At 65.3% G+C, this 23,375-nt stretch carries 14 protein-coding genes; 10 read left to right on the forward strand and 4 right to left on the reverse strand.

Features of this window, described 5'->3' with window-relative positions; all coding sequences use genetic code 11:
- Window positions 1-113 precede the first annotated feature (113 nt).
- The 3 genes from ACCQ06_RS06535 (at window position 114) to ACCQ06_RS06545 (ending at window position 3,603) form a co-directional block, all read left to right on the forward strand.
- Window positions 114-893: a histidine phosphatase family protein gene (locus tag ACCQ06_RS06535; RefSeq protein WP_104614203.1), complete on the forward strand. Its 780-nt coding sequence runs from the start codon at window positions 114-116 to the stop codon at window positions 891-893.
- Window position 894: 1 nt separating this feature from the next.
- Window positions 895-1,770: an NAD(P)H-hydrate dehydratase gene (locus ACCQ06_RS06540; RefSeq protein ID WP_316691381.1), complete on the forward strand. Its 876-nt coding sequence runs from the start codon at window positions 895-897 to the stop codon at window positions 1,768-1,770.
- 345 nt (window positions 1,771-2,115) lie between these two features.
- Window positions 2,116-3,603 (forward strand): glycoside hydrolase family 30 protein, encoded by a 1,488-nt coding sequence (locus tag ACCQ06_RS06545; protein ID WP_316691382.1) that lies wholly within the window; start codon window positions 2,116-2,118, stop codon window positions 3,601-3,603.
- 267 nt (window positions 3,604-3,870) lie between these two features.
- Here the strand turns inward: ACCQ06_RS06545 and ACCQ06_RS06550 are convergent, their stop codons facing one another.
- Window positions 3,871-4,773 (reverse strand): SDR family oxidoreductase, encoded by a 903-nt coding sequence (locus tag ACCQ06_RS06550; protein ID WP_316691383.1) that lies wholly within the window; start codon window positions 4,771-4,773, stop codon window positions 3,871-3,873.
- A 183-nt stretch (window positions 4,774-4,956) separates the two neighbouring features.
- Between ACCQ06_RS06550 and ACCQ06_RS06555 the strand changes: the two genes are divergently transcribed.
- The gene (locus ACCQ06_RS06555) at window positions 4,957-5,673 is read left to right on the forward strand and encodes a DUF429 domain-containing protein (protein ID WP_316691386.1); all 717 of its coding nucleotides are present in this window, start codon (window positions 4,957-4,959) and stop codon (window positions 5,671-5,673) included.
- On the opposite strand, the gene ACCQ06_RS06560 is transcribed toward ACCQ06_RS06555, so the two are convergent.
- Window positions 5,667-8,027, reverse strand: a complete 2,361-nt coding sequence (locus ACCQ06_RS06560; RefSeq protein WP_316691388.1) for a GH92 family glycosyl hydrolase — start codon at window positions 8,025-8,027, stop codon at window positions 5,667-5,669. The genes ACCQ06_RS06555 and ACCQ06_RS06560 overlap by 7 nt on opposite strands.
- Window positions 8,028-8,090: 63 nt before the next feature.
- Entirely contained in the window at window positions 8,091-8,561 is a 471-nt protein-coding gene (locus tag ACCQ06_RS06565; RefSeq protein WP_316691390.1) for a hypothetical protein, read from the reverse strand.
- A 201-nt stretch (window positions 8,562-8,762) separates the two neighbouring features.
- On the opposite strand from ACCQ06_RS06565, the gene ACCQ06_RS06570 reads away from it, so the two are divergent.
- The 3 genes from ACCQ06_RS06570 to ACCQ06_RS06580 all read left to right on the forward strand — a co-directional run bounded on the left by ACCQ06_RS06570 (window position 8,763) and on the right by ACCQ06_RS06580 (window position 11,619).
- Window positions 8,763-9,392 (forward strand): alpha-ketoglutarate-dependent dioxygenase AlkB, encoded by a 630-nt coding sequence (locus ACCQ06_RS06570; RefSeq protein ID WP_316691392.1) that lies wholly within the window; start codon window positions 8,763-8,765, stop codon window positions 9,390-9,392.
- 215 nt (window positions 9,393-9,607) lie between these two features.
- Window positions 9,608-11,317 carry an FAD-dependent oxidoreductase gene (locus tag ACCQ06_RS06575; RefSeq protein WP_316691393.1) on the forward strand — a complete coding sequence of 570 codons (1,710 nt, stop codon included), beginning with the start codon at window positions 9,608-9,610 and terminating at the stop codon, window positions 11,315-11,317.
- The gene (locus ACCQ06_RS06580; protein ID WP_316691395.1) at window positions 11,314-11,619 is read left to right on the forward strand and encodes a UBP-type zinc finger domain-containing protein; all 306 of its coding nucleotides are present in this window, start codon (window positions 11,314-11,316) and stop codon (window positions 11,617-11,619) included. The genes ACCQ06_RS06575 and ACCQ06_RS06580 overlap by 4 nt, the downstream gene beginning before the upstream one ends.
- Window positions 11,620-11,816: 197 nt before the next feature.
- On the opposite strand, the gene ACCQ06_RS06585 is transcribed toward ACCQ06_RS06580, so the two are convergent.
- Complete coding sequence (locus tag ACCQ06_RS06585; protein ID WP_104614195.1) at window positions 11,817-12,563, reverse strand: EAL domain-containing protein; 747 nt, start codon at window positions 12,561-12,563, stop codon at window positions 11,817-11,819.
- A 149-nt stretch (window positions 12,564-12,712) separates the two neighbouring features.
- On the opposite strand from ACCQ06_RS06585, the gene ACCQ06_RS06590 reads away from it, so the two are divergent.
- From ACCQ06_RS06590 to ACCQ06_RS06600, 3 genes are all read left to right on the forward strand, one after another.
- Window positions 12,713-13,351, forward strand: coding sequence for an HD domain-containing protein (locus ACCQ06_RS06590; RefSeq protein WP_316691398.1), 639 nt, complete (start codon window positions 12,713-12,715; stop codon window positions 13,349-13,351).
- Between the two features lie 640 nt (window positions 13,352-13,991).
- Window positions 13,992-16,520 (forward strand): excinuclease ABC subunit UvrA, encoded by a 2,529-nt coding sequence (locus tag ACCQ06_RS06595; RefSeq protein WP_316691400.1) that lies wholly within the window; start codon window positions 13,992-13,994, stop codon window positions 16,518-16,520.
- A 685-nt stretch (window positions 16,521-17,205) separates the two neighbouring features.
- Complete coding sequence (locus ACCQ06_RS06600) at window positions 17,206-23,202, forward strand: transducer protein car (RefSeq protein WP_316692510.1); 5,997 nt, start codon at window positions 17,206-17,208, stop codon at window positions 23,200-23,202.
- Window positions 23,203-23,375 lie beyond the last annotated feature (173 nt).

Here is a 23,375-nt window from a genome sequence, read left to right on the forward strand (position 1 = left end):
GCTATAGGCCATTGGTCATGGGTGCTGCGTGCGCTGTGTTGCAGTTCGTGCAGATGCGCTGATCGACCGTTTTTTCACGGCCGCCGTGCAACATATGGGGCTCGTTGCAGGAGATGCGTGTGAGTGAGAACAGTGCGGTTGCAGGGGTGTCGGCGCAGTGGCCGGCGCGGTTGTGGGTGGTGCGGCATGGGCAGAGCGCAGGCAATGTGGCGCGCGATGTGGCCGAGGCCAAGGGAGCGGCGCTGATCGAGCTGGAGCATCGGGATGCGGATATTCCGCTTTCGCCGCTGGGCGAGCGCCAGGCGGACGCCTTGGGTGCGTGGATGGCAGGCTTGCCAGAGCACGAACGGCCGACCTTGATCCTGAGTTCGACCTATGTGCGTGCAAGGCAGACCGCTGCGGCGGTGGCCAGGGCGCTGGGCCAGCCCGCTGCGGCAGTGAGCGTGGACGAGCGGCTGCGCGAAAAAGAATTCGGCGTTCTCGACCGTTACACCACGTCCGGCATTCGAGATGCATTTCCCGCGCTATTTGAGCAACGTAATCTGGTGGGAAAGTTCTACTTCCGCCCGCCCGGTGGCGAAAGTTGGTGCGATGTGATCTTTCGCCTGCGCAGCATCGTGGGCGATTTGCAGCGGAATCATGTGGGCGCGCGCGTGTTGATCGTGGGGCATCAGGTGATCGTCAATTGCTTCCGCTATCTGATCGAGCGGATGGACGAAGCCACCATTCTGGGCATCGACCGCGAGGGCGATGTGCCCAATTGCGGGGTGACCGAATACGTTGCCGCGGCCGATGGGCAATCGCTGGAGCTGGTGCGCACCAAGTTCGTGTCGCCGGAGCTTGCACAGGAGCCGGTGACCACCGAGTCCGATCGGCCGGCAGGAGCGCGCTGACATGGCTGCGGCACGCGTGCGCACGCTCACTGCCGCAGCATTGCGCGCGATGCCGCTGCCGTTGCCCGGTGGCGACAAGGAGCAGCGTGGGCGCGTGCTGATTGTGGGCGGATCGATGCGTGTGCCAGGCGCCGCGTTGTTGGCCGGCGAGGCGGCATTGCGTGCGGGTGCGGGCAAACTGCAGATTGCCACCGCGGAGAGCGTTGCACCGGGGATGGCGTTGGCGGTGCCGGAAGCCCTGGTACTCGGGTTGGGGCAGAACGCGCAAGGCGAGATTGTGCGCGGGCACCGTACGCTCGATGCGGCCATGGCGTCCTGCGACGCGGCGGTAATCGGGCCGGGCATGGCGTCGACCAATACCACTGCGGCGTTGGTCGAACGCGCGATTGCGCAGGCGGTGTGCACACTGGTGCTGGATGCGGGCGCGTTGTCGCCACGCTTGCGCGCGTCGATGGGCCGACCGTTGGTACTGACGCCGCATGCCGGCGAGATGGCCACGCTGGCCGGCGACGACAAGACGGCGGTGGAAGCGGCGCCCGGCGACTACGCGTTGGCGTTTGCAAAGAAGACGCGCAGCGTGGTGATCGTCAAGGGTGCCGACAGTGTCATTGCCGGGCCTGACGGTGCGCTGTGGGTGCACCGTGGCGGCGTGCCTGGCCTTGGGACGTCCGGTTCGGGCGATACCCTGGCCGGGTTGATTGCCGGGTTTGCCGCGCGTGGCAGCGATGCATTGACGGCGGCGTTGTGGGGTGTGTTTGTGCATGCCGCTGCGGGCAAGCAGTTGGCCAGGCGGATTGGCACGGTGGGATTTTTGGCGCGCGAGCTTGGGTTGGAAGTGCCTGGGATTTTGGATCGATTGGCGCGGACTGCGCGCTAGACGGCTACCGGTGATGTAAACCCTTCACCCGGTGGCGCGAGAAGGCAACGCTTGCGAGGCGCTGGCGCGCTTGTCCGTGAGCGCTCGCGTCGCAAGATGCAGGCCGGGGCACGGAGCGGGGTGCTTACGATGGCTGGTTGTCAGGACGTGTTGCCTTGGTCGGCATTTCTATTGCTGAGTTGATCTAGTCCGTGCAGACGTACCCTCATCCTGCCCTTCGGGCCACCTTCTCCGGATGGGACGACGGTGCGGCTGGAGAAGGGATGCATGGTTGCGCCCGTTTGCGCTGCGATGTTGCAGCGCGTTGCTCGGTTAGGCTGCGTCGTGAACAACCTGGGAGGGTGCATGGTGAAGCGAACGATGGCGTGGTCGATGGGAGTGATGGGAACGGCCAGCATGCTGGGTGCGTTTGGCCTGGCCGGCGCGCAGACGCCACAGGACACATCGAGCGCGCGCGCTACCGCGTCGGCCGCGTTGATCGTGTACACCAGTGCGCAAGGCGCACCCGCGCAACTGGTACGCAGCGCTGCGGCCGCACCGGTGGCAGGGCATGCGCTGACCGAAAAAGAGAACTCCATCTTCGTCAATCCGCAGCGCCAGTTCCAGGAGCTGCTGGGCATCGGTGGGGCGATTACCGACGCCAGCGCGGAGACCTTTGCCAAGCTGCCCAAGCGGGCGCAACGCGCGCTGCTCACCGCGTACTACGACCCACAAAAGGGGATCGGCTATACCTTGGCGCGCACCACCATCCACAGCTCGGATTTCAGCAGCGGCAGCTACACCTACATCAAGGACGGCGATGCAGCGCTGAAGAGTTTTTCGGTCAAGCACGATGCGAAATACCGCATTCCGATGCTGCGCCAGGCCATCGCTGCGGCTGGCGGCACGCTCACCACGTTTGCCAGCCCGTGGAGCGCGCCGGCCTTCATGAAAGACAGCAACAATATGCTCAAGGGCGGCAAGCTGTTGCCGGAGTATGCGCAGGCCTGGGCCAGCTACTACACGCGGTTTATCGCGGCCTACGAAAAGGCCGGCATCCCGATCTGGGGCATCAGCCTGCAGAACGAGCCGATGGCGGTGCAGACCTGGGAGTCGATGCTGTTTTCGGCAGAAGAAGAGCGCGACTTCTTGAAGAACCATCTCGGCCCGACCATGACCAGCGCCGGCTATGGCGACCGCAAGATCATCGTGTGGGACCACAACCGCGACATGATGGTGCACCGCGCGCATGTGATCTTCGACGACCCGGACGCGGCCAAATACGCGTGGGGCATGGGCTTTCATTGGTACGAAACCTGGGCCGGATTCGAACCGATGGTGGAGAACGTGGCAGCAGTGGCGCAGGCATACCCGGACAAGCACCTGCTGCTCACCGAAGCGGCGGTGGAAAAGTTCGACCCCGCGAAGTTGCAGTATTGGCCCAATGGCGAGCGTTATGGCACCGCCATCATCAACGACCTCAATCATGGCGCGGTGGGTTGGACCGACTGGAACATCCTGCTCGACCAGAACGGTGGGCCCAATCATGTGGGCAATTACTGTTCTGCCCCGGTGCATGCCGACACGCGCACGGGTGAGGTGACTTATACGCCGAGCTATTGGTATATCGGCCATTTTTCCAAGTTCATCCGCCCCGGGGCGCGGCGGGTAAGTGCGGCCAGTAGCCGTAGCAATCTGATGACGACTGCATTTGCGAACCGCGATGGGTCATTGGCGACGGTGGTGATGAACGCCAGCGACGTGGCGGTTCGCTACAACCTGTATGTGGGCGAGGCATCCAGTGCGTTGGAGATTCCGGCGCATGCGATCCAGACGGTGGTGATGACGCGGTAAGCGTGGATGGTGCTCGGAGTGTTGGTGGCGATTGCGTCCCTTTATCCGCCTTTCGCGCCCCTTCTCCCAGCGGGAAAAGGGGTGTGGCGTCGAAGCGATCGTCGAGTAACGGGTCGAACTACCCTGGATCTCAGTCTTGCTGATGCCCCGCCAGTCGATGCTATCGCCAGTACCAACACGCCACCGAAGAAACGCTTACCGATCGCTGCGCATGCCGCGATCGGTAAGGTTGTGGTGGCGTCGTGCTGGAAACGCGTGTTGTGGTAGTCAGGACAGCAGCAGACCACCGGTGGCACCGAACACTTCGCCAGTGACGTAACTGGATTCCTGCGAGGCCAGGATGACGTAGAGCGGTGCCATCTCGACGGGTTGGCCGGCCCGCTTGAGCGGGGTTTCCGAGCCAAACTCGGGGATCTTCTCCGGTGGCTGGCCACCGCTGGGTTGCAGCGGGGTCCACACCGGGCCAGGTGCAACAGCGTTGACGCGGATGCCCTTCTCGGCAACCTGTTGCGCCAGACCCTTGGTGAAATTGACGATGGCCGCCTTGGTGGAGGCATAGTCGAGCAGGGTGGGCGAGGGCTGATACGACTGGATCGAGCCTGTATTGATAATCGACGCGCCCGGCGGCAGATGCGGAATGGCGGCCTTGCACAGCCAGAACATCGCGTAGACGTTGGTCTTGTAGGTCGCGTCGAACTGTTCGGTGGTGATGTCGGCGATCTCCTTGATGGCAGTCTGCTTGCCGGCGATGTTGACCAGCAGATCGAGACCGCCCAGTTCCTTGACCGCGCGCTCGACCAACTGGTTGCAGAAGACTTCGTCCTTGAGATCGCCGGGGATGCTGATCGCCTTGCGGCCTTCGGCCTCGATCAGTGCGACGACCTCGGCGGCGTCCTGTTCTTCTTCCGGCAGATAATTGAGCGCGATGTCCGCACCTTCGCGCGCATACGCAATGGCAGTGGCACGGCCGATGCCGGAGTCTGCGCCGGTGATCAGCGCCTTGCGGCCGACCAGTCGGCCGAAGCCCTTGTACGTTTGTTCGCCGTGGTCAGCCTTGGGTTCTAGCGCATGGATGGTGCCCGGCGCCTGCTGGGTCTGCTTCGGAAACTTCGGTTGCGGGAATTGGGTGAGCGGGTTCTGCATTGCGTACTGGTTTTTCGCGCTGGACATGCACGGTCTCCTGCATTGGGGGATAGCGCGGCGCGCATTGAGACAGCGTGCCGATGCAAGCCAGTGTGGGAACGGCGATGATGCGCAGGGGTGAATAAATGTTGTGCGTCATGTGAACGCGTGACGGGCGCTGTTGCGTTACATGACGGTCACCCGATGCAGTCCATTGATGAGGATGGGGACGTGAAACGACATCACTGTGCTGGCGTGGATGGCGCACGCAGCGGCTGGATTACGGTCTGGGAGGCGGGCGATGCGCTTAAATTTGCTTATTACGCAACGGTGACCGAGCTGGCGGCGGCGTTGCGCAACGTGGATGTGCTGGGCGTCGATATTCCGTTGGGCTTGAGTGAGCATGCGCCGCGTGCGGCAGATGTACAGGCGCGCCGCTTTGTCGGCGGGCGCCGTGCGTGCAGCATCTTTGCCGCGCCGTTGCGCGGCATCTTGCAGGCTGAAACACAGGCAGAAGCATCGGCGTTGCATCGCGTGCTGGATCATGAAAAGCAACGCGGCTTTGGCGTGCAGTCGTTTGCATTGCTGTCCAAGATTCGCGATTGGGACAGCGCGTTGCGTGCAGACACCGCATGGGCGGAGCATGTATTCGAGGTGCATCCGGAAGTGTCGTTCGCAGCGCTTGCCGGCGGGCAAGGCCTGGCGGCACCCAAGAAAAGCAGTGAGGGGCACCGACAACGGCGCAGCTTGTTAGGCGATCACTATGGTGCGGCGCGCGTTGCGTCGCTGCTGGAGCGCGTGCCGCGCGCATGCGCCCAGCCAGACGATGTCCTCGATGCCCTGGTGGCCGATTGGAGCGCGCAGCGCATTGCCGCAGGAACCGCTTGCAGTCTGCCAGCGGTGGTGGAGCGCGATGCCTGCGGGTTGCGGATGGGTATCTATTACTGAGGCGGAGTCGGCGCCGACATCGAATACGGCCGCTGCGCCGGGTCGGTAGCCCATTGGGTGTTCGGTGTTTCCTGCATGCGCACGCGCAGTTCACCGCCGGCCTGAATCTCCTGATGGGTCAGGTAGGCGCGAGTCAAAGGCGTGCCGTTGAGCGAGACGCTGCCGATATACGGGCGCGCTTTGCTCACGCCATCTGCGATGATGCTGAAATGCTTTCCGTTGGGCAGGTTGAGCGTGGCGCGCGGCAGGAACGGGCGGCCGATGATGTATTGGTTGCTGCCCGGTGCGACCGGGTAAAACCCCAGTGCGGTGAACACGTACCAGGCCGACATCTGGCCGAGGTCGTCGTTGCCGGCCAGGCCTTCGGGGCCGGCGTGGTATTGGCTGTCCATGATCTGGGTCAGGCGTGCCTGCGTGCGCCACGGCTGGCCCGCGTAGGCGTACAGATAGGCGACGTGGTGGCTGGGTTCGTTGCCGTGTGCGTACCAGCCGATCAAGCCGGTGATGTCTTCCATATGCTCGAACACCTTGGGGTCGACCTTGGCGTCGAACACCGCGTCCAGCCGCGTGAGTAGCGTGTTTTCGCCGCCATGCGCGGTGGCGAGCCCGGCGACATCCTGCGGCACGTACCAGGAGTATTGCCACGCATTGCCTTCGGTATAGTCGCTGCCATAGCCGCTGGCCGAGGGGTCGAACGGTTCGCGGAAATTACCAGCACGGGTGCGGGCTCGCAGGTAGCCGGTGGCCGGGTCGAAGGCATGCTTCCAGTTGCCGGCGCGTTTGGTGAATTCGGCTGCAATCTCCCGCTTGCCGAGCGCACCGGCCATGCGCGCGATGGTCCAGTCGTCGAAGGCGTATTCCAGCGTCTTCGATGCGGCTTCGCCTTCTTCGTCGATGGGCACGTAGCCAAGCTCGCGGTATTGCGCGATGCCGTCGTAGGGGCCGTAGTTGGCGCTGGCGACCATGGCATCGAGCGCTTCGTTGGCATCGAAGCCGCCGATGCCTTTCATGTAGGCATCGGCAATCACCGGCACCGCGTGGTAGCCGATCATGCACCAGGTTTCCAGGCCGTGGAATGCCCAAACCGGAAGGATGCCGTAGGCACTTTCGCGGCGCGACGCGAGCAGGGAATTGACCACGTCGCTGGTGCGTTGCGCTGGCTGCACCAGGGTGAGCAGCGGGTGCAGGGCGCGATAGGTGTCCCACAGCGAGAAGGTGGAATAGTTGGTCCAGCCAGTGGCCTGATGTACGGCGTTGTCTGGCCCGCGGTACTGGCCATCGCTGTCCATGAACAGCGTGGGCCCGAGCAGGGTGTGATACAGCGCGGTGTAAAGCTGGCTGCGCTGTTGCGGTGTGCCTTGCGCATCGATCGCCGACAGCGCCTGGGTCCATTGCGCGCGCGCATCGGCACGGACGCGGTTGAAATCGAAGTCGGGCACTTCGGCCTGCAGATTGGCGATGGCGCCGTCTTCGCTGACCGGCGACAGCGCCACGGTGACCACCAGTGGTGTGCCGTCGTTGGCCACATCGAAGACGCCGACCAGTTGCCGGCCTTCGATCTGCGCCCGTTGCGCGGGGTGCGTGTCGCCCGGCGGCGGGAAGCCCTTGTATGGGATGTCCTGCTCGGTGTCGTGCAGCTGCGTGGCGGTGAGCGGGCGCGAAAAACGCATGGCGAAATACAATTGCCGGCCCGGCGCCCAACCGCGTGTTTCGCGAAAGCCGGTGACGGTGCCATCGCTGCGCACGCGCAGCCGCGACCACTGCACCTTGCCGGGGTAGTCGTACAGGCTGGTGCGCAGATCCACCAGCACATGCGCCGGCCTGCCCTTTGGGAAGGTGTAGCGATGCACGCCCACGCGTGCGCTGGCGGTGAGTTCGGCACGGATAGCGCGGTCTTTCAGCGTCACTGCGTAATAGCCAGGTTGCGCCTGCTCGCTGGCGTGATCGAACTGCGCGGTATAGCCGCTGCCGGGTTTGCTGGCATCGCCGCGCTCCAGCTTGACCTCGCCAACTTGCGGCATCAGCAGGATGTCGCCCAGATCCGAATGGCCGGAGCCGGAAAAATGCGTGTGCGAAAACCCGACGATGGTGCTGTCGCTATGCCGATACCCCGCAGCCCAGCCGTAGGCATCCTTGCGCGGTTTGATCTGCGTATCCGGACTCAACTGCACCATGCCGAACGGCACCGTGGCGCCGGGGTAGGTGTGTCCTTCGCCGCCGGTGCCGATGAACGGGTCCACCGCGTTGAAGGCAGACTCGGCCGCGCAGGGCGCTGCGCTGCCGGCAGTGACGGCAAGGCCGGCAAGCAGCACCAGCCAACGCAGAGGTGAGGATGCGACCGATCGATGCGGCATGCGAAACGTCTCCGGCGGATGCAGCGCCGGACCGTAGCACAGCGACGTTGCCTGCCACAGGCGTCACGCCGTGTACGACGGATTGATCGTTGTTGGGCTCGCTAGGTGCAGATGGGGTAGCGATGCGTCGCCAAGCGAGCATGCAAGCAGGGATGCAGCAGCCATGCCGTGGTCAGTGGACGCGCGGCGTGCGGCGCCCTCGTAGATGGCTATGCGTTGCGATGCTTCAATGTGTGCGTCTGCGTCAATCAGCATCTGCCATTCAACGACGCCGCAACGCCGCACGCCGCCATCGTCAATCGATCCGCGCGATGAAGTGTTGCGCGCTTCCCGCTTGTGCCTTGATCTGCCCGGCATGCTTGCGCTGATATGTGCGAGAAGGACTTTTACGCTACGTGCGCCAGTTGCGCCGCTCCACGCGGTAGTTGCATGCAACACCGCCTCGCTGCGTGCGGCCAACACGATGTGCGCGATTTGCTTGGCAACGGCAACGGCAACTGGTTTGGCAGCAGCTTGGTTAACGCAGCTGGACACACCGCAAACCACGGCCTCGGCAGGAGAGCTGCAATGCACATAACGACGCTACAGCTTCCAGACATCCACGCGTAGTCCTTGGCGTTAACGACACGCAGGGCATTTGCGTCCCGCAGCATGAAACTGAACTGGTCGGGTTGGCGCACTGCGTAACGGCAGCGCGCAGCTGAAATCCACGGCAGTCGCCCGCATATGGCGCAGATGGATTTGTTCGACACTCCCATCGCGCCCTTGCAGGTGCTGGACGATGCCGAAGGCGGCGTGCGCTATTGGCCGCAGCTGCTGATGCCTGCACTGGCGCTGGAGTGCTTCGCGGCACTGCGCGAACGCGCCGACTGGCACAGCCAGCGGCGTGAGATGTACGACCGCGTGGTGGCGGTGCCGCGCTTGCTGGCCTCCTATCGGTTGGATGCCGCAGTGCCGCCCGGGCTGCCGCTGCAGCGCCTGCTGGAGATGGTGCAAGCGGTGTTACCCGCCCCGTATAACGCGGCGGGCTTGAATCTGTACCGCGATGGGCGCGACAGCGTGGCGATGCATCACGACGCGCTACACACGCTGGTTGCGCCGCATCCCATTGCGCTGCTGTCGCTGGGGGCTGCAAGGCGCATGCATCTGCGCGCAAACGATGGCCGCAGCCGCGCCATCAGCATGGAATTGGCGTCGGGCAGCCTGTTGGCGATGAGCCATGCCTCGCAGCTCACGTATACGCATGGCATTCCCAAGACCAGCCGGGCCGTGGGCGAGCGGATGAGCGTGGTGTTTCGCGTGCGCCCGGCCGAGCGCATGGCGGCAGGGCAGCACGGCCCGCACTGGCAGCCGGCGCAGCGCTGATGCGTGCGCGTGCGGTTGTACGCCCGGTGGCGCTCGGCTGGGTGCTGGCGGGTGCAGGACGGCAAACACGCGTATTTCTCGCAGCTGCCCGCGCTCGCGCGCGCTTGCCACTCTGTCTTGTCTGTCATGCCTGACATTGCCTATTTCGGGTGATTGCCATTGCCGTCACCACTGGCCATGCTTGCATGCACTCCCCTCTCAAATGCTGCCGATCCATGCCTGTGGACGCTACCCGTCACCATCAGATGTTTCCCGAGCTGGACGTGGGCCAGTTGGCGATCACGCGGCGCTTCGCCAGCGGGCCGGCGCAGCGGTTCGACGCCGGCGAGATCGTGTTCGAGGTCGGCGACGCGCACGCACCGGTGTGGGTGGTGCTGGAAGGCGCCATCGAGGTGGTGCGCCGCGACGGGCTCGGCAACGAAAAGCCGATCACCCGGCACACGCCCGGCCAGTTCACCGGTGAGGTGAGTCAACTGGCCGGTCGCGCATCGCTGGCGGCTGGACGTGCCGGGACCGACGGCTGCCTGGCGCTGCCCTTCGACACCGCGCATCTGCGCGCGCTGATGATCAGTTCGGCCGAAGTGGGCGAGGTGGTGATGCGTGCGTTGATCCTGCGCCGCGTGGGCCTGATCGAAGGCGATGCGTCGGGGTCGGTCTTGATCGGCGCGCCGGACGATCCGCATCTGACCCGGTTACAGGGGTTCCTGACCCGTAACGGCTATCCCAACACGGTGATGGATGTGTCCGATGCCGAGGGCCACGCCCTGGTCGAGCGGCTGGGCATCCAGGAGCACGATCTGCCGGTGATGGTGTGCCCCAGCGGCCGCGTGCTGCGCCAGCCCAGCGATGCCGAAGCCGCGCATTGCCTGGGCATGACGCCGGATATCGACCCGGACAAGCGCTACGACGTGGCGATTGTGGGCGCCGGCCCTGCGGGTCTGGCGACGGCGGTCTACGCCGCGTCCGAAGGTTTGTCGGTGCTGGTGATGGACCAGCGCGCCATCGGCGGGCAGGCCGGCGCATCGGCACGCATCGAAAATTATCTGGGCTTTCCGACCGGGATTTCCGGGCAGGCGCTGGCCGGCCGCGCTTATAACCAGGCACTGAAATTTGGTGCGGAGTTGGCCATCCCGATCGAAGCGGCAACGCTGGAGTGCAGTCGCGACGACGGCGCGCTGCGTCTGGATCTGGCCGACGGCAAGCAGCTGCTGGCCAGCACCGTGGTGATCGCCTCGGGCGCGCGCTATCGACGCCCGCAGATCGAAGGGCTGGACCGCTTCGAAGGCCACGGCGTGTCGTACTGGGCCTCGCCGGTGGAAGCGCGCCTGTGCGAGGGCGGCGTGGTGGCGCTGGTGGGCGGTGGTAATTCTGCAGGGCAGGCGGTGGCGTTTCTGGCGCCGCGCGTCAAGGAACTGCACCTGATCATTCGCGGCACCGGGCTGGAAGCCTCGATGTCGCAATACCTGATCGAGCGCATTGCCGCGTTGCCCAACGTGCAGCTGCATACCGGCACCGAAGTGACCGCGCTGGAAGGCGACCACGATCGCGGCCTGCAGGCCGCCGTGCTGCGGACGCGCGGCGACGGTGCAACCACACGGGTGGAGTTGCGGCACCTGTTTCTGTTTGTCGGCGCCGACCCCAATACCGCCTGGGTGCAGCAATGCGTGGACACCGATGCGCGCGGCTTCGTCATTACCGGCACCGCGCGCGGCGACGGCGTGCCGGCGTGTCTGCCGCTGGAAACCAATCGCCCCGGCGTGTTCGCCATCGGCGATGTGCGTGCCGGCTCGGTCAAGCGCGTGGCGGCCGCCGTGGGCGAGGGTGCCGCCGTGGTTGCGCAGATCCATCAATACCTCGCCCATCAGGCCAACCCGGTGCCGGCCTCCGAACTTGCCAGCGCCAATCAGGAGTCGACCACCGCATGAGCCACCACTGCACCCACACCGCGCAGATCGAAGACGTCACGCCCAGTGCGCGTGGCTGCGAAGAGTGTCTTGCCATCGATAGCGCCTGGGTGCATCTGCGCCTGTGCCGCATCTGCGGCCACGTGGGCTGTTGCGACGATTCCCCGCATCGCCATGCCACCGCGCACTATCACGCCACCGGCCATCCCATCATCGAAGGCTACGACCCGCCCGAAGGCTGGGGCTGGTGCTATGTGGACAAGGTGGAAGTGGAGTTGCCGGATCAGACGCCGCAGCTGGGGCCGATTCCGCGGTATGTGTGAGCGGCGCGTCGGGTTGGTGGGGTGCTGATGGTTGGCTGGCGCGCCGCTGGGAATCGGGAATCGGGAGTGGGGAATCGTTGGAGCGGTTTGTGTGCGCTTTGATGCTTCCCGGGGCCGCGTGGTGTGTTGCTGATGGTTGGTGAGGCGGGGTGATGAGCGTTCTGTTTCGTTTCATTCATGCGCACGCCTGCACGCACTTACTCCGGCCACTGCACCTGCGGTAGCAGGCCGATCTGCGGTCTGGCGAACAGGTAGCCTTGCTGCAGGTGGATGCCCATGTCGCGCAGGGTGCGGTATTCGTCGGGTTGTTCGATGCCTTCGGCGATCACGGCGATGCCGAGGTCTTCGCACATGCGGGTGACGTGGCGCACGATGGCCTGGCGGCTGCGGTCGGTGTCGATGCCGCGGATCAGGGCGATGTCCAGCTTGAGCAGATCCGGCTGGAAGTCGGCCAGCAGGCCGAGCCCGGCATAGCCGGCACCGAAGTCGTCGATGGCGGTCTTCATGCCGCGTGCCTGATAGGTGCGCAGGATGTCCAGCAGATGTGCGGGGTCGGTGAGGTGTTCCTGCTCGCTGACCTCGAAGATGATCGCGTCCAGCGGCCAGCCGTGTTGCTCAGTGGCCGAGAGCGTGGCGCGCAGGCAGTGCTCGGGGTTGTAGACCGCATTGGGCATGAAGTTGATCGACAGCAGCGCCGGTAGCGCGATCTGCGCGGCGCATTCGATCGCCTTGATGCGGCAGGCCTGGTCGAAGGCATACCGGTTGCGCTCATCCACCGCGGCCAGGATGCTGCCGGCCGACTCGCCGTTGATGCCGCGCACCAAGGCCTCGCCGGCATAGATGCTGCGCGTGGAGACGTCCACGATCGGCTGGAAGGCCATGGTGATGGCGGTGGGAAAGTCTTGGCCGTCGCGGCAGGCGTTGCAAACAGGAAGTTGGGTCATGACGTAGACACAATCGTGCGGCGTGGATCGAGCTTAATCTTATCGGCCGCAATGGCGCGTCATTGAGCCCAAATTGCGCAGCGCAGCATCCTCACCCCGCGTGTGGTTCGGCTCGGCGATACTGTGCCATCGCTCGCATCGGACGCCCCATGACCGCTCTCACCGAACGTTACGCCCAGGCCGTGGACTACGCGCGCATCGCCCATGCCGGACAGGTGCGCAAGGGCACGCAGATTCCGTACCTGAGCCATTTACTTGGCGTGTCCACGCTAGTGCTGGAATGCGGCGGCGATGAAGAGCAGGCTATTGCCGGCTTGCTGCACGATGTGGTGGAAGACTGCGGCGGCGGGCACGAGGCCTCGATCCGCGCGCAGTTCGGCGACACCGTGGCCGACATCGTGATGGCCTGCACCGATGCCACTGCCGAAGACAAGGCCGAGGGCGATACCAGTGCGCGTGCGCGCAAGCAAGATTGGCGCGAGCGCAAGCAGGCCTACCTGGAGCATCTGCGCAACACGCCGGAGCGCGCACTGCTGGTGTCCGGTTGCGACAAGCTCTATAACGCGCGCACCATCGTGCAGGACCTGGAAAACCCGGCGGTGGGCCAGGACATCTTCGACGTGTTCACTGCCGGCCGCGAGGGCACGCTGTGGTACTACGGTGAGCTGGAAGCCATCTTTCGCACGCGCGATGCCGCTACCGCGCGGCTGTTTAGTGGCGTTGTCATGCGCATGCAGGCACTTGCCGATACCGCCGAGCGGCCGGTGCCGGCGCACGCGCTGGGATGAGCGGGTTGTAGAGCAGCCGGCAACACGACTGCGCTCACCGCCAGGTGCGCGCGGCCGGGGTGTGGTTCCCATCGATCCACGACCGGGTTGCCAGGTGCGATTTACGGTGTGGATACGTCGGTTGTAGCGCTGCAGAGCGGCTGAGTTGCGGCTTGGCTGCAGGGCCCTTGTCCGCCCACCATCGCGGGACACGCTGCAAGTACGTCCTTGTAAGCTCTTACGCGGCATCCATGCCGCGTAAGGTCCCGCGACGGTGGGCTGGCAAGGACCACCGGAGATGGTCGGTGCGCAGACTCGCAAGATGCATAGTGTGCTTCTGACTCGCTAGCTCACCTGCGGTTCTGCGACCCTCATCAGCAAGCCGCAATTCACAAGATCACCAGCTTCTTAATCAACTACCGACCAACTCTCTGGTGCGGTGTCCTCACCGCTTGCGGGACCGTGTGGCGGCATGGATGCTGCCACCGAGCCCCCAGGGATGGGTTCACGGCGTGTCCCGCGAGCGGTGAGGGCACCGTACCCTCGACCGACCTAGGCTGTTGACCCCAAGCACTCGGCTGCACCGAGCGATGCCACGACGACATCGGCTGCATGCACGTCGCGCTAGGCTAGTGCGCTCCCGAAAGTCGGTCTGGTGGTCATGTCCAACGCAATCTCGTCGTCCTCCGGCCTGGTGCGTGTGCGCGGTGCGCGCGAGCACAACCTCAAGAATGTGGACTTGGACATTCCGCGCGATGCGTTGGTGGTGTTCACCGGCGTCTCTGGTTCGGGCAAGTCGTCGCTGGCGTTCGGCACTATTTTTGCCGAGGCGCAGCGCCGCTATCTGGATTCGATTTCGCCGTACGCGCGTCGCCTGATCGACCAGGTGGGCGTGCCGGAGGTGGATGCCATCGACGGGCTACCGCCAGCGGTGGCGCTGCAGCAGGCACGCGGCGCGCCGAGTGCGCGCTCCTCGGTGGGCAGCGTCACCACCATCTCCAACTCGCTGCGCATGCTGTATTCGCGTGCGGGCAGTTATCCGCCGGGGCAGGAGATCATCTATGCAGACGGGTTTTCGCCCAATACGCCGGCCGGCGCCTGTCCCACCTGTCACGGCCTGGGTCGCATCTACGACGCCACCGAAGCCACCATGGTGCTCGACCGCAGCCTGAGCATCCGCGAGCGCGCGGTAGCCGCCTGGCCGGGCGCCTGGCATGGGCAGAATCAGCGCGACATCCTCACCACGCTGGGCCACGATATAGATGTGCCGTGGCACACGCTGCCGAAGAAAACCCGCGACTGGATTCTGTACACCGATGAGCAACCGGTGGTGCCGGTGTATGCCGGTTACAGCCTGGCCGAGGTCAAGCGCGCACTCAAACGCAAGGAAGAGCCCAGCTACATGGGTACCTTTACCAGTGCGCGGCGCTATGTATTGCACACCTTTGCCAGCACGCAGAGCGCGCAGATGAAAAAGCGTGTGGCGCAGTATCTGGTCAGTACGCTGTGCCCGCAATGCGATGGCAAGCGGCTGCGACGCGAGGCGTTGTCGGTGACCTTTGCCGGGCTGGATATCGGCGAGCTGTCGCGCAGGCCGCTGGATGAGGTGGCCGAGCTGTTGCGCCCGGCTGCCGATGCCGATGTGCGCACGCAGGCAAAGAAGAAGGGCGCCGCGCAGCACCCGGAACAGGTGATCGCCGCGCAACGGATTGCCGCAGATTTACGTGCGCGGATCGCCGTGGTGCAGGCGCTGGGCCTGGGCTATCTCAGCCTGGAGCGCAGCACGCCTACGCTGTCGCCGGGTGAGCTGCAACGCCTGCGGCTAGCCACGCAGATCCGCTCGCAGTTGTTCGGCGTGGTGTACGTGATGGACGAGCCATCGGCGGGCTTGCACCCGGCCGACGCGCAGGCGCTGCTGGGTGCGCTGGACCAGTTGAAGGCGGCGGGTAATTCGGTGTTCGTGGTCGAGCACGAGGTGGATGTGATCCGCCATGCCGACTGGATCGTGGACGTGGGTCCTGCGGCCGGCGTCCATGGCGGGCAGGTGCTTTACAGCGGCCCGCCAGCGGGTCTGGACGCGGTGGAGGCATCGTCCACGCGGCGTTATCTGTTCGGCACGCCACCGGCGGTGCTAAGCCATGCGCGCGCCGCGACCGGTTGGCTGCAGCTGCGCGGCATCACCCGCAACAACGTGCACGCGCTGGATGTGGATCTGCCGTTGGGCGTGTTCACCACGGTGACCGGTGTGTCCGGCTCGGGCAAGTCGTCGCTGGTGAGCCAGGCGCTGGTGGAATTGCTGGCTGCGCATCTTGGTCATGCAGCGTGTGAAGAGGACGACGCGCTGGACCCCTTGGAGCGCGGCACGCAGGTGCCGTTGGGTGGTGCGATCGTCGGCGGGCTCGATCGCGTGCGCCGGCTGGTGCGGGTGGATCAGAAACCGATCGGCCGCACGCCGCGGTCCAACCTTGCCACCTACACCGGCTTGTTCGATCCGGTGCGCAAGTTGTTTGCGGCCACGCCCACTGCGCGCCGCCGTCGCTACGACCCCGGGCAATTCTCCTTCAACGTCGCCAAGGGCCGCTGCGCCACTTGCGAAGGCGAAGGTTCGGTGTCGGTGGAACTGCTGTTCATGCCTAGCGTGTACGCACCGTGCCCCACCTGCCACGGCGCGCGCTACAACGCCAAGACGCTGGAGATCGAATTGCGCGGGCACACCATCGCGCAGGTGTTGGCGATGACGGTGGATCAGGCGGTGGCATTTTTTGCCGACGACGCCAGCGTGCTGCGGCCGCTGCAGGTCTTGCGCGAAGTGGGGCTGGGGTATCTGCGTCTGGGCCAGCCGGCCACCGAGTTGTCCGGTGGCGAAGCGCAGCGCATCAAGCTGGCCACCGAACTGCAACGCGCCCAGCGGCGCGACACCGTCTACGTGCTGGACGAGCCCACCACCGGCCTGCATCCGGCCGATGTGGATACCTTGATGACCCAGCTGCAAGGACTGGTGGACGCCGGCAATACGGTGATCGTGGTCGAGCACGACATGCGCGTGGCTGCCAGCAGCGATTGGGTGCTGGACATGGGGCCGGGCGCGGGCGATGCCGGCGGCAACGTGGTGGTTGCAGGCACGCCGGCGCAAGTGGCGCAACACGCCCATAGCCATACCGCTGCGTTTCTAGCGGCGTTGATCGTTTAGGCGACACAGGTCGCAACTGACCGATAAGGTCGCAATTCAAACGATGTCGCGCTTCGCCATCTCGCGCAACGTTTCGCATGTGAAGTTCCGCGCGATCTTCAGCGCACTATCTTGTTAGCGGGACGGCGACACGTTGGATGCCCGACGCGCCGGCAACCCGACATGCTGACAAGGTGTCATCTCTTCTGGGAGGGAGGGCGACATGCGCTTAATGGCGTCAAGACAACAGCGTCACGCTCGGTGGCGAGAGCCTGTTCCATCGCGTGCACGCCATCGGTGTGCCGACGCTCGCGTGAGCGCGCGTCTCTGGAGGATTCCACGTTTGGCATGAGCTGGTGGTGCATCAGTGCGCCACTGCGTGCCTCGGCGTTACCCGCGCCAGATTGAGTGCTGCCGATCGAGCCGAATGGATTGCCTCGCGCACGCGTTGTGCAGCGTGAAGCATCCACAGGCCTGCCTGGTCGTGATGCACGGCTCTGGTACTTCACTCGATGTGAGGCGTCACCGCACAGATTTCGCGCCGCGCATCCTAATTTTGGATCGTTCGATGACCACACACAATTCCATCGCATCATCGCGTGCGTCTGGGCTGCTGCCGACACCAGCGTCAGTCGACGCGCCGATGCCGACCACACCCGCACCGCAGGCGCCGTCCCCCGAGCCTGCGCCGCATGCGCTGGCCGACTTGCCGGTAAGGCGAGGCGCGTCCAGCACCTCGGCCGCCACGGTCCGCGTGCGCAGTTCCCAGTCGCAGCATGGCCGACGTGCCGGTGTGCAATTCGACGGCTCGGCGGCGTCGGATCGCGATGTCGCACGCATGATCGACGCCTGTCTTGCGCGTCGACCGGCGATCCAGAGCGAATCGGCGCTGGGCGGCGGTGGACGTCTGCTGCGCTATGTGGCCGATCCCAAGGACCCGCGGATGCCACGCAACGAGGCGTTTTTCACCACAACGCCGGGTTTGCTGATCGCAGGGTTGACCGTGCATCCGGACGTCGAACACCGCACTGGTACGGCGCCGACAGCCGACCAGATCGCCAGCCAGCTTGCAGAGCCGCCGATTGGTCTGCTGACCGGCATCTGGCAGGCGGCCGATGGCCAATGCTTCACCTATCGTGCCAACCAGCTGCATCGTGCCGATGCGAGCCAGGGCTGGGCACCGGTTCCGCTACCCGCCAGCTGCCGTGCGCACGTGGATATCCGCATGCTCGGGCGGCAGGCCGATGGTGCGGTGTATCTGCAGGCGGGCGCACACTGCTGGCGTGCCGGCAGCGAGCAGATCTCCGTCAGCGTGGACAATCCGCCTGCCGGTGCCGTGCTGCGCTTCGATGCAGATGGCCGGCCGTGCATGCTTCATGACGGCGTGCTGCGCCGCTGCGATGAGGACAGCCCCGGCCGGGTGGTGGAGCTGCTGCGCCCGGTGCAGGGTGGGCCCGCGTTCGAATCGACGCCTGCGCTGCCGGTCGATGTGTTGCCGCTGGCCCATCCTGACGGCGAGGCTGCGCTGGTGCTCGATGACAAAGGGCGCGTTTATGAGGCCGATATGCGCGGTAGCGGGCCGATCGTTGCGCGCCGCCTGAAGCTGCCGCAAGGGATGGATCGCACACAGGGATGGGCGGTGACGTCGATGGGGTTGGCGACCGATCACAGTGTGCATCTTGTGCTGGAAGACAGTGCCGGGCACCGCATCTCGTTGCAACGGCCGGCAGGGCAGGCGCGATTCCAGCCGGCGTTCATGCTTGACCGCCCGCTTGTACTGATGCGCAGCCAAGGGCTGCAGCTGCCTGTCGATGAGGCGATACAGTCGCCGGTGGTGCTGGATGGACACGCCCGGTTGGGGCACCTGGAGGGCGTGCTGCACTATTCGCCCGCGCCGGACCAGCCATGGGAGCGCTTGACCCTTGCCGATGGCGCGCCGCTCACCGGTGTTGTTTCTCTGCATACCGGGGTGCGTGGCTTCGTCGATCGTCGGCCTGTGTTTGCGCTCTTGGCTGAGCCGCCGCAACTGGTCGAGATCACGCTTCCCGGACGGACCACCTGGTTGGCGGCCAATCCGGTGCCCAGCACGCCCTCCGGTGGGCCGCTCGCCGTGGTGCCGGATGTGGTGGAGGTGCGCTGTACGTCGCTTGCCCGCTTCGATGAAGCCGTCGCGCAGGTGGCCATGCACGCAGACCGCAACGCGGTGGTGATGACGGCGTCGCGGAAGTTGATCAAGGTGGATGCGGAAGGCAACCTCGGCATGTTGCCTGCGCTGGAGCGCCCGCTTGCCATCGCGGTCGGGTTGGACGATGTGCTGTATGCCTTGAACCAATCGGGCGAAGGGCCTGCGCAGCTGAACCGGCTGACCAAGCATGGGCAGTGGGACGTGGTACCGATCACCTTGCCACAGACGCTTCCGCCGCCCGGTGCACTCCGTAGCACGCGGACCGGGCAACTTCAGCTGCAGATCGGCGCGCGCTGGCACGCCCTATTGCCAGCGATGACCGGTGCCGATGGCATCCGCTTGCCGGCACGCGTGGCTGTGCATCCGTCACCCGATGCGTTGGCTGTTGCCGGTACCCAGTCCGGGACCAATGCCCAGGTAAACCAGCAGCAGGCGACCCGGATCAGGACGCCCGACCACGACGCCGCGATCAGCACGACCTTGCTGGGCACCACCTCCACCGATCCGTTGACCCTGCGCTCGACTACGCAGGTTTTGGCCCAGAGCGGTCGCGCGCAGGCGGCCACGCTCGTGCAGGTGGCCGTCGACATGGCCGGAGGCGCGGCGCGCACCATGGCCGGTTGGACCGGCGTGGCACAGCCACCCACTGCGCAACAACAACGGCTTGCCGGCTTCCGTCAGGAAGCGGCGCAGGCGCAGTCGCTGGCGCTGGAATTGTTCGACACCTTGCCGGTGCTTGCGGAGGTACGCATTGCTGCTGCGCCATGTCCGCGCCAACCGGTCGAGGGACTTTCGCCCGATCAGCACGCGCAGCTGGTCGGGTTGCGCGAAACGGCGTTGGCCGGCCTGTTGCGCGATCTGCGCAAGATCGGATTCCGCGAAGGTGCGCTGGCCGCCGATTTTTCCATGGCGGACGGGGCTGCCATCCAGCGCGCAAGTTCCACGGCCAGTTATCGCGCCGCTGAACTTTGGCGGCGGGCGCGCTCTGCGGTCACACGCGTTGCGGTCCAGAAAGACGATGACCTGCTGCCGTCATTTGACCATTGCATCGCTGCCCTGGCCGGTGGCGCAGCGCTACATCCGCAGGCGTTGAGCGACACCGAGCATGCGCTGCTTGCCGAGTTGCGCGAGGTCAGCCATCGACTCAAGACCGTCCAGGTCGCCTTGCCCGCCCAGAAGGATCAAGCCGCCGACGCGCCGAATGCGCTGCGAGGCGCCTGCCTGCTCGCAGGTCTGGTCGAGTACAACGCGCTGCTGGGCGTCGACGATGCGCACGCGCTGGAGTCAGCAGTCGCCCGGCGAGAGCAGTCCGGGCTGCATGCGCTGGCCAAGTGGGGCCTGTCGTCCTGGCATGAACTGGAGGCATTCGATGATGTGGTGTCGACGTTTCGGCAGGAGGTCACCACGCCCGGCAACGCCCGCCAGCTGCAGCTGCTCAAGAGTCTTGGCTTGCCGCCGGGGAGCGCCCCGGATGAAATGGCCTCGCGCATGATCGATGTGCTGCAAGACCTGTTCAATCGCAGCACCTTCTTCTCAAGTCGGGTGCGCTCGGCCGAACTGCGCGGCTCGCTGGGTTCGGCGCAATGGATGCATGTCAATCCGATCAATGTCGGTATGGGCGGTGAGGCCATCCACGCGCTGGGCGTCGAGCGCATCGGCGATTCGAAGGACGGCGACGCGGGCCTGGTTGCCTTCTTCGTGCGTCACGCAAAGGCCACCGCGTCCGGAACCGCAGGCCTGCGCATCGATCTTCGTCCCGGGCCGGGAACAGGCGGGCATGTGTACCACGACGACTCAGCAAACACGGTGTCTGCAACCTGGGGCGGGGCGGCCAATCTCGGGATGGGCGGGACCTATCAACATGGTGTGGGCGCCGCGGTCATCCTGTCGCCGGACACCATTCCCGAATTCGCCAGGCTGTTGTTCGACCGGCACGCCAGCGAGACCACCGACCTGTTACGCGCAGGCGTGGAGGAAGGGGCGATCGGCTTGGATCTGTTCGAAACCAATGTCAACGCGTCGCTCAACGCCAACCTGACCGTGCAGCCGCTGGCAGTGCGGCATCCCTACGGTGCGAAACAACCCGTCGCACCGGGCGCAGCCACCGCTAACCCGCGCAGCGCGGTTTCGGCGTCTTTGCCGTTCGGCGTGACGGCGCAGATGGGGGTGCAATGGAGCCAGATGGAATTGCATTTGGACCACGCGTGGCGAGACATCATCGGGCTGGAATTCCAGGGGCGTGTCGGCATCAATGCCGAGGTGAATAGCGGCATCAATCTGGGCGGCGCATTGACATCGGTGCTGGGACGCAATTTCAAGCGGCTGGTCAATGCCGCCACCGGTGCCGGCACGCTGCAGCTGGCAGGCGTGCGGGTGGCATCCAGCGACGTGCAGTTGCCAACCGACGCGGTACTGGACGATACGCGCACAGGTCCGTTATTGGGCACCGCCAGCTACAAGCGCACCCTGGATACGCACGCAGCGCAGCCAGTGACGCGGCAGGGATGGGACATGCTGCGTGCGCGGCTCAAGGCCATCTTTCCGGAAGGCAGCGCCGAACTGGGCGCGATGGAGTATCCGGCCACGCCGCAAGAGCGCAGCGTCGTGCTGCGCAACGTGCTCGAACGTATCCAGGGACCTGAGGCACTGGCCATCGAAGCTGGCGCGGCGCTTGCTGGGGCAGCTCTGGCACAACAACGGGCGCGGGCCGCGCACGCGACCGATGCTGCGTCGGCATCGTTATGGACAGGCGGCACGCCGTCCGAGCGCGCGTCGGTCGTCGACATGCTGCATCAGCTGCGGCAGCAGGATGCCGCAGCCATCCAGCAGCGCGCGCGCGTCATTCCCGGCGCCCGCGTGGAGATCAACATGTTCGGACGCGAATCGCTGGATGCGGTAGTCAGTCATGCCATCGGCCACTACGCCCTGGGCGAGAAGCTGCGCGACGTTGCCGAGATGCGCCGCAAGATTCCCGGGCTGGACGAGGTGTTGCGCAGGTTCAAGGACATCCCGCATGTCAATCAGGTCCGCTTCGTGTTTGAGATGCGGCCGCAGGCCATGGTGGCGATCAACGACGCACTGGTCGCCAGGCAGCATGCACAGGCGGCAGCGGCACTGGGGGTGCACACGTCCAACGACGGAATGTCCTGGCAGGACGTTCTCATCAATGCTCAGCAATCGCCGGATCTGTACCGGCTTGCGGCCATCGCCGCGCACAACACCGACGAAAATCCGGTCACCAGCCGTGTCGGCCTGCCACTGTTGAATGTGGCGGCGACGTCGGTGGCGTCGCACCAATTGTTCGAGGCGGAGATTCAGTTCCGGTACGGGCTGTACGATCGCATCGAGGGGGCGGAAGTCCTCGAAGCCGGTGCGCGTGCGCTACGCCGCCCACTGGACCGCCTGCAGCAGGCCGGCGTGCAGGCGCTGGGGCAACCTCAGCGGGCGCAGGTGCCGCCACCTGGCCCGGCCTCTCCGCGTGGTGAACGCCCAGGATTACAGGAGGCGCGCGATGATGTGTTCGAACGGTCTGTGCAGGCGGGCACGCTACCGGACGGTCCGCACGTGCGTGCGCTGACACGCGAACTGACCCGCCTGGAAGAACAGACACAGCGCGTGGACGCGCAGCGCGGTCACTGCGCTGCCTTGCTGGAGAAGGTGGGCCTGACACAGGCCAAGGCAAGCGAACGCATCGACCGGCTGCTGGCCGCACTTGCACCGACAGGCGAGGGCATCACCGAGGTGGCGATTGCACCGTGGAGCTTGCGCCAGGCGCTTGCGTCGCTGCAGGCTGATCGCGCCAGGGTGACACAGGCCGATGACGCGCTCGCCCAGGCGCACCAGCTCCTGCGCAGCCACATGGCCAGCCCCAGCGGGGTGGATGACATTGCGGTCGCTCAGCATGCGTTCGAGTTCCTGCAGCGGGTTACACAAAGCGAGTCCTCCCTGGTTGAAGCGGTCCACGAGCTCCTGCGTCGGACCGAAGAGGCGTATGACGCGCAGGAGGCGCAACTGCAGGATGTGGACGACAGGTTGAACGACCTGATGTCTCGTTTGAAGGATCTGCAGCGCGTGTCTGATCTGGAGCGCCGGTCGGTCGAAGACGCCGAGCGCGATGCCGACAACCGACGCCAGGCGCTGCAGGCACTGCAAATGCAGCCGTCGGGCGCCGATGCTTCAGCCAACGACACCGCCAGAAAGGTTGCGGCGGTCAGGGCCGTTGACGATGCGCAAACGACGCTGGGCAGGGTCCGGCAGCAATGGACCGAGACACGCGATCGCATCGGTGTGCTGGTCTCGTTGGCGCAGGGCCTGCACGCCAGGCTGGTTGAAGAAGCCGATGCGGTGCGCGAGATCGGTGCACAGACACGTGCCGCGCAGCAGACCATGATGCGTGCGCGCGACCTGGGTGAGGAGGCGCGGGTTGCCGTGATGGCGACATTGAATGGCCCGTCTGGCGACGATGGCGTGCCCCGGACGGTTGCCGAAGGCGATATCAGCCTGGTCGATACGCAATGAGCATGTCTGCGCTTGGCTCGCTTGAATGCGGTCCTGCCAGCGGACGCGCATTTGCAACAGCCTCACACGACGGCGTGAGGCCAGCAGCGTCAGTGCGCCGATGATGGTGGCGCATCAACGCGGCGCATGCGGCAGGAGGCGATCAGGGTGAGCCGACCCGCCGTGCACACCGT

It is taken from the genome of Xanthomonas sp. NCPPB 4467 (genome assembly GCF_041475665.2).
GTDB classification, from domain to species: domain Bacteria; phylum Pseudomonadota; class Gammaproteobacteria; order Xanthomonadales; family Xanthomonadaceae; genus Xanthomonas; species Xanthomonas dyei.

What these genes read in the sequence shown, in the direction of transcription:
- ACCQ06_RS06580 (WP_316691395.1), top strand. Translation starts at nt 11,314, where the DNA reads ATGAGCCACCACTGCACCCACACCGCGCAGATCGAAGACGTCACGCCC.
- ACCQ06_RS06570 (WP_316691392.1), top strand. Translation starts at nt 8,763, where the DNA reads ATGGATTTGTTCGACACTCCCATCGCGCCCTTGCAGGTGCTGGACGAT.
- ACCQ06_RS06560 (WP_316691388.1), bottom strand. Translation starts at nt 8,027, where the DNA reads ATGCCGCATCGATCGGTCGCATCCTCACCTCTGCGTTGGCTGGTGCTG.
- ACCQ06_RS06595 (WP_316691400.1), top strand. Translation starts at nt 13,992, where the DNA reads ATGTCCAACGCAATCTCGTCGTCCTCCGGCCTGGTGCGTGTGCGCGGT.
- ACCQ06_RS06575 (WP_316691393.1), top strand. Translation starts at nt 9,608, where the DNA reads ATGCCTGTGGACGCTACCCGTCACCATCAGATGTTTCCCGAGCTGGAC.
- ACCQ06_RS06550 (WP_316691383.1), bottom strand. Translation starts at nt 4,773, where the DNA reads ATGTCCAGCGCGAAAAACCAGTACGCAATGCAGAACCCGCTCACCCAA.
- ACCQ06_RS06545 (WP_316691382.1), top strand. Translation starts at nt 2,116, where the DNA reads ATGGTGAAGCGAACGATGGCGTGGTCGATGGGAGTGATGGGAACGGCC.
- ACCQ06_RS06590 (WP_316691398.1), top strand. Translation starts at nt 12,713, where the DNA reads ATGACCGCTCTCACCGAACGTTACGCCCAGGCCGTGGACTACGCGCGC.
- ACCQ06_RS06535 (WP_104614203.1), top strand. Translation starts at nt 114, where the DNA reads ATGCGTGTGAGTGAGAACAGTGCGGTTGCAGGGGTGTCGGCGCAGTGG.
- ACCQ06_RS06585 (WP_104614195.1), bottom strand. Translation starts at nt 12,563, where the DNA reads ATGACCCAACTTCCTGTTTGCAACGCCTGCCGCGACGGCCAAGACTTT.
- ACCQ06_RS06540 (WP_316691381.1), top strand. Translation starts at nt 895, where the DNA reads ATGGCTGCGGCACGCGTGCGCACGCTCACTGCCGCAGCATTGCGCGCG.